Source organism: Gordonia sp. NPDC003585 (assembly GCF_040610755.1).
Taxonomy (GTDB): domain Bacteria; phylum Actinomycetota; class Actinomycetes; order Mycobacteriales; family Mycobacteriaceae; genus Gordonia.
The window spans coordinates 21,263-27,956 of the sequence record NZ_JBEXMX010000074.1 but is presented as its reverse complement, the minus strand read 5'-3'; the positions used below and the strand labels follow the sequence as shown (position 1 = coordinate 27,956).

General features: G+C 65.9%; 6 protein-coding genes and 4 tRNA genes. 8 read left to right on the top strand and 2 right to left on the bottom strand.

Annotation, left to right across the window (positions count from 1 at the left end; translation table 11 throughout):
* The coding region (locus ABZW74_RS18655; protein WP_355278305.1) for a CopD family protein at window positions 1-320 on the top strand (320 nt) is incomplete at its 5' end.
* 15 nt (window positions 321-335) lie between these two features.
* Here the strand turns inward: ABZW74_RS18655 and ABZW74_RS18650 are convergent.
* Window positions 336-1,253, bottom strand: a complete 918-nt coding sequence (locus tag ABZW74_RS18650) for an alpha/beta hydrolase (RefSeq protein ID WP_355278302.1) — start codon at window positions 1,251-1,253, stop codon at window positions 336-338.
* Between the two features lie 187 nt (window positions 1,254-1,440).
* On the opposite strand from ABZW74_RS18650, the gene ABZW74_RS18645 reads away from it, so the two are divergent.
* Window positions 1,441-2,244, top strand: coding sequence for an alpha/beta hydrolase (locus ABZW74_RS18645; protein WP_240860182.1), 804 nt, complete (start codon window positions 1,441-1,443; stop codon window positions 2,242-2,244).
* A gap of 102 nt (window positions 2,245-2,346) precedes the next feature.
* Window positions 2,347-3,927: a TrkA C-terminal domain-containing protein gene (locus ABZW74_RS18640; protein WP_355278300.1), complete on the top strand. Its 1,581-nt coding sequence runs from the start codon at window positions 2,347-2,349 to the stop codon at window positions 3,925-3,927.
* 7 nt (window positions 3,928-3,934) lie between these two features.
* Here ABZW74_RS18640 and ABZW74_RS18635 read toward each other — a convergent pair.
* Window positions 3,935-4,007: transfer RNA gene (locus ABZW74_RS18635), tRNA-Lys, on the bottom strand.
* A gap of 196 nt (window positions 4,008-4,203) precedes the next feature.
* Here ABZW74_RS18635 and ABZW74_RS18630 point away from each other — a divergent pair.
* The 5 genes from ABZW74_RS18630 (at window position 4,204) to ABZW74_RS18610 (ending at window position 6,692) form a co-directional block, all read left to right on the top strand.
* A tRNA-Glu gene (locus ABZW74_RS18630) sits at window positions 4,204-4,276 on the top strand.
* 45 nt (window positions 4,277-4,321) lie between these two features.
* Window positions 4,322-4,398: transfer RNA gene (locus tag ABZW74_RS18625), tRNA-Asp, on the top strand.
* A 30-nt stretch (window positions 4,399-4,428) separates the two neighbouring features.
* Window positions 4,429-4,505 (top strand) — tRNA-Phe (locus ABZW74_RS18620).
* 316 nt (window positions 4,506-4,821) lie between these two features.
* Complete coding sequence (gene ppk2 / locus ABZW74_RS18615) at window positions 4,822-5,586, top strand: polyphosphate kinase 2 (protein ID WP_240857734.1); 765 nt, start codon at window positions 4,822-4,824, stop codon at window positions 5,584-5,586.
* Between the two features lie 5 nt (window positions 5,587-5,591).
* Entirely contained in the window at window positions 5,592-6,692 is a 1,101-nt protein-coding gene (locus ABZW74_RS18610) for a hypothetical protein (protein ID WP_240857723.1), read from the top strand.
* Window positions 6,693-6,694 lie beyond the last annotated feature (2 nt).

Below are 6,694 nucleotides of genomic sequence, written 5' to 3'. Positions count from 1 at the left end.
CAACACTTCCCGCGTTCTCGCAGCGGGCCCCGTGGGCAGTCGGCGTGGTCGCGGTGACCGGCGTGGTTGCCGGCCTCGTCGAAGTCGGTGGGGTGACCGAACTCGTCACCACCGGCTACGGCCGGGTGCTCCTGGCCAAGAGCGTCGGCCTCTGCGTGCTGCTCGGCATCGCTTGGTGGCATCGCACCCGCTGGGTGCCCGCGGCCCAGCGGCATCGGAGGACCGAGGCCGCGTCGATCCGATCGGGCGTCGTCGAGATGCTGGTCATGGCCGTGGTGCTCGGCCTGGCGGCGGGGTTGTCGGCGACGTCGCCGAACTGACTGCCGCGCTTCGATTCAGCGGATCGCGCGCGGCTGATCCCAGATGGCGCCGAGTTCCTCGAGGATGTCGGTGGCCATGTGCAGCGTGCTGATGTGGCTTTCCCCGGCCAGCTCGAACAGTTTGGCGTCGGGCAGCAGGTTCACCATGTGTTCGCCGTGGAAGTACGGGATGATGTGGTCGTGGTCGCCGTGCCACCAGCGGACCGGGACGTTCACGTCGCCGACGCGGAACCCCCAATCCCGGGCGAACACAACCACATCGGCGAACGGCGCCTCCATGCGTCGGCTCCCGCCGTGCAGCAGGTCGTCGAGGAACATCGCCCGGAACTCAGGGCGGGCCAGGATCTCTCGGTCGGCTTGCGGGGAGAGGCGACCGTAGATGCTGATGGCGGGGTCGGCGATCGGGCGTGCGACGCCGAGGATGGCGCTCAGCACCTGTCCGATCGGTGCGCCCGCGACCCGCACCGCGGGTGCCAGCAGCGTGCCGATCCGCATCGCGCCGCCGCCGATGGCGTCGGGGCCCACAGTGGGTGCGACACCGCCGAGGATGCCCGCCGCGACCACCCGCTCCGGCATCGCATGCGACACGGCCAGCGCGTACGGGCCGCCGCCGGAGAGGCCGATGACCGCGAATTCCTCGATGCCCAGGGCGTCGGCGACGGTGGCGAAATCGTCGGCGAACTCGGCGACGTTCACGTAGCGGTGCGGAGTCGACGATCCGACGCCGGGACGGTCCAGGCCGATCAGCCGGATGCCGTGCGTGGCAGCGTACTCGCGGGCCTCGGTCGGGATCTGACGACGTGCCCCGGGTGTGCCGTGCAGCCACACGACCGGCCGGCCCGAGGCCGACCCGAACTCGGCGAATCCGATGCGTCGTTTGTTCTCGCCGACGGCGATCGAGCCCTCGATCTTCGGACGAGCGATGTCCATCATCACTCCAGCATCGCATGAGCTAGATCACAGGCGGGACGGGTGGTCGGTTTTGTCTCGCGGACCCGCGCGGGCGTGGCTCCCTGCGCGTACCGTCGATGCGGTGAGTCCTGCCATCTTCTCGAGCGTTGCGCGTGCCTTCAACCACGTCCTCAAGCCGTATCCGGCGCGCGATCTGCCGACCGGCGAGATGGTCGAGTTGCCGGGTCGTGGCCGGACCTTTGTCACCGACTCCGGTCCGCGCGACGCACCCGCGGTGTTCCTGTTGCACTCGGTGCTCACCACCGGGCTGCTGTGCTGGTACCCCTCGATTCCTGCGCTGAACAAGCGCTATCGCGTGATCACCCTCGACCATCGCTGGCATGGTCGCGGGATCACGTCACCTGGCTTCGATCTCGAGGACTGCGCCGACGACGTCGTCGCCCTGGCCGACGTACTGGGTATCGACAAGTTCACCGCAGCAGGGTTCTCGATGGGCGGCGGAATCGCCCAGCTGGTGTGGCGTCGACACCCGAGTCGGGTGTCGGGGCTCGTATTGTGTTCCACCGGACCGTATTTCAGCACCCACGATCCCGAACACCGTGAGCGTGCGCAGCGTACCGGACGGTTTCTCGCCCCGATCTACCGGCGCCTGCCGCGGCCGTCGGAGAAGAGTCTGAACAAGACGACGTCGCACACCTCGGTGTGGGCGATGCGGCAGTTCTTCTCGACCCCGCTCTCGCACATGGGTGACTTCGGTGACGGCCTGGGCCGCTTCGATTCGCGCGACTGGCTCGGTGAGATCGACGTGCCCACCGCGGTGGTGGTGTCCACCCGCGACAAGGTGGTCGAGCCGGAGCGTCAGCAACTGCTCGTCGACGGCATCCGCGGTGCGCAACGTTTGGAGGTCGACGGCGGACACGCCTGCTGCGTCCTCGGCGCGGAATGGTTCATCCCGCCGTTCGTCGAGGCGGTCGACGCGGTGACGGTGGGGGAGCGTCAGCCCGCCGGGTGAGGCGAAAAATGCGGATCAGTCGGTGAATGACGTGACGTCTCGCGTCGCCGCGCCATAGGATTGCCCTACCTGGATCGACACAGTTCCACGTCAGGAGCAACGGTGCACTGGTTCGTCGAAAGCCCGCTTCTTGCTTTGTTTTTCGCGGTCGGGGTCGGAAGTCTGGTGGGTCGGATTCCGTTTGGTCCGGTGTCGTTCGGGCCGGCAGGCGCACTGTTCGTCGGGCTTGCGCTGACGGCGATCGACGGCGACATCGAAGTTCCGCAGATCATCACCAGCATCTCGCTGTGCGTCTTCTGCTACATGGTGGGCATTGCCGCGGGTCCCGCATTCGTCAACGCAATCAGGACCGGATGGAAACCTGTGCTGGTCTCGGTTGTCGCGATCTTTGCGATGGCGGGGACCGCGCTGGGTGTCGGCAATCTGCTCGGCTTCGACATCGGGACGATCGCCGGCGCGTTCTCCGGGGCCGGAACCGCCACCGCAGCGCTGGGCGCCGTGCAAGAACAACTCGCTGACGGTGGAGCCGTTCCGGCGGAACCGGCGATCGGCTACGCGGTGGCCTATCCGATCACTGTTCTCCTGACGATTCTGTCGTGTGCCTGGCTGATCAGTGTCGGCCGGAGCAGGCCGAACCGCGAGGATCGCGAGAAGGTGTACCCGATCCTCGTGCGGACCCTCGAGGTGGTGGGCGATCCGGGCCTCACCGTCGCCGGCTTGTCCGCGCGATATGAAGCCGTGGTGTCGAGGCTGACGCACGACGGACGCACCGTCGTCGCGCACGACGCCGAACCCATCGCCGACGGTGATCTGCTCACCATCACTGCGCGCGAAGACGAGATCGCCCGTGTCGTCGACGATCTCGGCCGTCTCGCGGACCGCGAGCCGTGGTTCGACCGCAGTTCGATCGACTTTCGACGTGTCACATTGTCGAACCGGACCATGGTCGGTCGCCAACTGCACGAGCTACGGATGGAGGAACGGTTCGACGCAGTTGTCAGCCGCGTGCGTCGTGGCGACATCGATCTTGTGGCGACTCCAGACCTGATCCTGCAGAGTGGCGACCGTCTGCGTGTGACCGCACCGCGTGACCGCCTGGCTGAGATCACGAAAGAACTCGGCGACTCCGAACGCGGCGCTGGCGACATCAACGCGATCGGCCTGGGTCTCGGTCTGACCATCGGGCTGGTGCTGGCCTTCGTCGAGATCCCGATGCCCGGCGGGGGCACGTTGATCCTCGGCACTGCCACGGCTCCACTCATCATCGGGGTGGTTCTGGGAGCGATCGGCCGGACCGGGCCGATCGTCTGGACCCTGCCCGGCAACGTCACCAATACGCTCAACCAGTTCTCGTTGCTGATCTTTCTTGCCGCGGTGGGTATCGGTTCCGGCGCCGGTCTCGTCGACGCCCTCGGCGACAGCGGTCTGCAGCTCGTCGTACTCGGATTCTGCATCTCCGCCGCGCATGCGCTGATCTGCCTCGTCGGGCTGCGCTACCTACTGCGATTCGGGACGGCACGTTCGCTGGGCGGGCTCACCGGGTCCCAACTGAATCCGGCGCCGTACGCGTTCGCGATGGCGCGGGTGCCCGATCAACGGGTCGCTGTGGGCTACGCAGTGCTGTTCCCGGTGAGCATGATCGTCAAGGTCTTCCTGGCCCAGCTTATGGTCGTCTACTTCTGACCGTCGGTGCCCCCTCTCGGGCTCGAACCGAGGACCTGCGGATTAAAAGTCCGTAGCTCTACCAACTGAGCTAAAGGGGCTTGTTGCGCTGACGAGTGTAGCGCGACGAGAGTGACACTTCCGACTCACCCTGCACGACGATGAGGTTGCCATGGCACTCGGAAAGCGAGCGCGATGGCAACCTCATCGAAGTGACCGTTTTGGGCCGTGACCTAACGATTTGTGTATTCACGACGCCGTGTCCTAAGCTGAGTCGGCTCCCAACGGAGAACACCGGCCCCCTTCGTCTAGCGGCCTAGGACGCCGCCCTTTCAAGGCGGTAGCGCGGGTTCGAATCCCGTAGGGGGTACGCTTGCCCTCCCCTTGCGGGTTGGTGGGTAACACAACAGAACAAGGCCCTGTGGCGCAGTTGGTTAGCGCGCCGCCCTGTCACGGCGGAGGTCGCGGGTTCGAGTCCCGTCAGGGTCGCCAATGGTTTCGGTATTTCCACCGGCACCGTCCGGCCAGGTAGCTCAGTTGGTACGAGCGTCCGCCTGAAAAGCGGAAGGTCGCCGGTTCGATCCCGGCCCTGGCCACCACAAAACCACCTGGTAACAGGTGGTTTTGTCGTTTCTGGGTCTCCGCCGGGCCGGTTGACGGAGTGCGGTATCCAGGCCCGGCCGCTGCACCGCGGGATACATGAGGCGAATCCGAACAACACGCGTTGTGTGGTGATCGAGAAACCAAGCTCACGGATCGGTCAGGTGACGACACGGCCACAGTCCCGCGCCGGTCGACGGCGACGTCGTAAAGTTCACGGAATCCGGCAGAGACGATTCGCAATGGTGAGGATTCGCAGTGGGCAAGAAGAAGAGCGACAAGAGCCACGACGACGAACCCGGAGTTCCGGGTCCCATGAAGAACAAGGAGTATCTGCCGGAGCTCAAGAAGCTGCACGCGGAACTCGTTGCGCTGCAGGAGTGGGTGCGATCGACGGGCGCCAAGGTGTGCATCGTCTTCGAGGGCCGCGACACGGCAGGCAAGGGCGGCGTCATCAAGGCCCTCACCCAGCGGGTGAGCCCACGGGTCTTCCGGGTGGTCGCGTTACCCGCGCCGACCGACCGCGAGAAGTCGCAGATGTACATCCAGCGCTACGTCAAGCACCTGCCCGCCGGCGGTGAGGTCGTCATCTTCGACCGCAGTTGGTACAACCGGGCGGGGGTGGAGAAGGTGATGGGGTTCTGCACGCCGGAGCAGACGCAGCAATTCCTCACCGACGCACCAGCATTCGAGCGAGCTGTGGTCGCCTCCGGTGTCATCCTCCTCAAGTACTGGCTCGAGGTGAGTGAGGACCAGCAGACCCTCCGGTTGCAGAGCCGCATCGACGACCCTCGCAAGTATTGGAAGCTGTCGCCCATGGACCTCAAGTCCTACACCCACTGGGACGACTACTCGCGGGCGCGCGACGACATGTTCCGTTTCACCGACACCGGTTGGGCGCCTTGGTATGTGGTCAACACCGACGACAAGAAGCGGGGTCGTCTCAACGTGATCACGCACCTGCTCGGGCAGATTCCCTACACGCCGCTCGCGAAGCCCGACATCGAACTGCCGAAACGCAAAACCGGGAAGTATCAGAGTCCCGATCTCGAGCTCCGTCGAATCCCGACGCCCTACTGATCGCCATGACGCCACCCACGCCCGCAACCGGTCGGGTCGCGCCGGTTCGTCCGACCGCTGTCCTGGTGCGCAGCGCCTACGGTGCGGTGGCGGTCGAGTGGTTCCTCATCGTCGCCATCACGACCATCCTGGTGACCCGCGCCTACCTCGCGTTGACGGGATATCCCCAGGTCGGCGGCGGCAATCTGCACATAGCCCACGCGCTGTGGGGCGGCGCGCTCATGATGCTCGCGCTGATCACCGGGTGGTTGTTCCTCGGTGCAGTGCCACGTGTGGTCGCGGTGATCATGGGCGGCATCGGATTCGGACTGTTCCTCGACGAGGTGGGCAAGTTCGTCACCCGGGACAACGACTACTTCTACGGCCCGTCGGCCGAGATCATGTACATCCTCGTCGTGCTCATCCTGCTGATCAGCCGGATCGTGCGCGATGTCCGCAAACCCACCACGGCCGAGGCGCTCGCCAACGCGGCGTCGATCGCGGCCGACGGTGTGGCGCACGGACTTCCGGCCCGACGACGCGAACAGGCGACCGAACTGCTGAGCTTTGCCGAAGATCGTGGGGGCGATCCCGCGCTGGTCGCGAACATCCGGGGCGTGCTCGCGTCGAGCGCCGACACCCCGGACCGGTTGATGCAGTGGCGCGATCGAGCGATCCGGCTGGTGCCCGGGTTCCTGCGGAGTCCGCGCTGGGTCTCGATCGTCGGCTGGGGGCTGGCGTTCCTGTCGGCGGTCACGGTCGTCGCCGGCACGTTGAGCTTCTACTTCCACGAGGGTCGACGGGGCGACGTGGACATCTACCTCGAATTGAGCCGTAGTCACATCGCGACGTGGATTCTGCTGATCAGTGGCGTGATCACTCTCGCACTGACGCTGCCCGCGATGATCGCACGCCGACGTGGCGCAACGCTGTGGCCGCTGCGCTCCCTGCGGCTCGGTGCACTGGTGTTCACGTTGTCCAATGCGCTCGTCGACTTCGCGCTCGAGGGTTTCGGCGCGCTGGCGAACCTGGCGCTGGGTCTGTTCGCGCTGAGTGTGATCGCCTATCACCTGTCGCAGGCGCAGGTTGTCACCGCGGCCGGCGACCACGACAACGTGCACATGTGACG